Origin of the sequence: Streptomyces sp. NP-1717 (genome assembly GCF_022695985.1) — a bacterium.
Taxonomy (GTDB): domain Bacteria; phylum Actinomycetota; class Actinomycetes; order Streptomycetales; family Streptomycetaceae; genus Streptomyces.
The window spans coordinates 1-1,840 of the sequence record NZ_JAAPBF010000444.1; the positions used below are offsets into that span (position 1 = coordinate 1).

Genomic DNA, 1,840 nt, shown 5'->3' on the forward strand with positions numbered 1-1,840 from the left:
CTGGGGCTGGGGCAGCAACCAGTACGCGTACGTCGTGTTGCCGCCGAGCGAGGCGACCACGTTCTTGATCGCCGAGCCCTCCTTGAGGATCTTCACCGAGTCGTAGCGGGAGACGGTGGTGCCGTTGCCGAGCTGGCCCTCGCCGTTGTGACCCCAGGTGAAGACGTTGGCGGCGGTCACGGCGACCCCGTGCCGGGCACCTGCGGCGAGGTGCTGTACGCCTTTGAGACGGGGGATCTCGACGGGAGCGGTGCGGTTGGTGCGCGAGACGTTGTCGTCGAACGTCTCGTCGCCTTCGAGGAGTTGCCCGTACTGGTTGCTGCCCCAGCCCCAGACGTTGCTGTCGCTGGTCTGGACGTAGTTGTGGAAGGCGCCGGCCTCGATGTCGGAGACGCCCTCCACCCAGTCGACGTCGACGGGCAGCGTGGCGGACTTGGTGGAGGAGTTGCCGAGCTGGCCGTAGAGGTTGTATCCCCAGGACTTGACCGTGTCGTCGGCGGTGAGGGCGAGGGCGTGGTGGCAGCCCGCGTCGATCTTGGCGATGTTCTCCAGGCCCTGCACCTGCCGGGGCACGGAGCTGGTGGCGCGGCTGCCGTTGCCGAGCTGGCCGTACACGCCCCTGCCCCAGGCGTAGACCTTGCCGTTCTCCAGCAGGGCCAGACTGAAGTCGCAGCCCGCCGAGATCTGCTTCACCTTCGGCATGCCCTGCACCCGGTCGGGCGCGGTACGGCTGTCGCCGGTGCGGTTGTTGCCGAGCTGTCCGTAGGCGTTGTCGCCCCAGGAGTAGACCTGGCCGGAGGTGTCCAGGGCGAGGGCGTGCCGGCCGCCGGCGGCCGTGTCCTTGATGTTGGTCAGCCGGGGGACGGTGGTGGGCACCGTCTGGTTGGTGGTGCCGCCGTTGCCGAGCTGCCCGGAGGAGTTGTTGCCCCACGCTTTGACGGTGGAGTCCGTACGGGCCAGCGCGAAGGAGTCCGCCGACGAGGTGCCGCCGACCGACATCTGGTCGACGTCGCCGCGGAAGAGACTGGTCACCGAGGTCGGCGAAAGGCTGTCGGAGAGCGTGCCGTTGCCGAGCTGCCCGGTGCGTCCGGCGCCCCAGGCGAGGACGGTCGGGTTGCCCTCGTTGGCGGTCGCGGTGGACATGACCGCGGGGGCGGCGGCCAGTGCCGTGGCGAGCGCGGTGGTGGCGGCCGCGAGCGTCCAGGCGCGGCGGCGGGTCCGGGGACACGGCACGGGAGTCGGCGGGGGTCCGGTGTGGGGGTGGAGTGGTCTGCGGTCGGCGTCAGGGCTGAAGCGAGGGGACATTCGCTGTTTTCCTTCGCGTGGAGGCGCACGGGCCCCGGACGCCCACGGCGACCCGGAACCGCGTACGGCCGGGAGGTGCGCCCATGATTTGGGCGCACATGCGGGGCCCGGCGCGGGTCTCTCGACGCCGTGCGGGCCCTTGAGCAGCCTGTCCGGGAATGATCATCGGCGCGAGCCGAGATCGTGGAAACACCTCAACGACGGGCGTCCGTTCGAGTTGGCACCGGACCGACCCGGTGGGTGACCGGGCGTCAGGCCCGCCCCGCGCATCGGGGCGGCGACCCAGGGCCGATCGGCCGCCCGCCGGCCGTGGACGGCCCCTGTCCCGGGGGCTCGTGGAGGGGGTGCGGTCCTCCCCCGGGGGCGAGTGCCGACAGCCCCTGTCCGGGTCGGCCGGCCGCGTCCTCCGCCACGGATTCACACCTTCCGCGCCGCGGATTCGGGGGGCGGCGCACGGGTCGGCCAATGCGGTGAACACCGCGCGGGCGGCGGGTCGTTCCGTGTGTCCTGGCGAGCGGACACCGTCAGTCCGATT

The 1,840-nt window shown here is 71.7% G+C and carries 1 protein-coding gene; it reads right to left on the reverse strand.

Annotation, left to right across the window (positions count from 1 at the left end):
• Positions 1 to 1,305, reverse strand: a 1,305-nt coding sequence (locus tag GXP76_RS35355; protein ID WP_242575712.1) for a hypothetical protein, incomplete at its 3' end; no start/stop codon positions are given.
• Between the last annotated feature and the right edge of the window lie 535 nt (positions 1,306 to 1,840).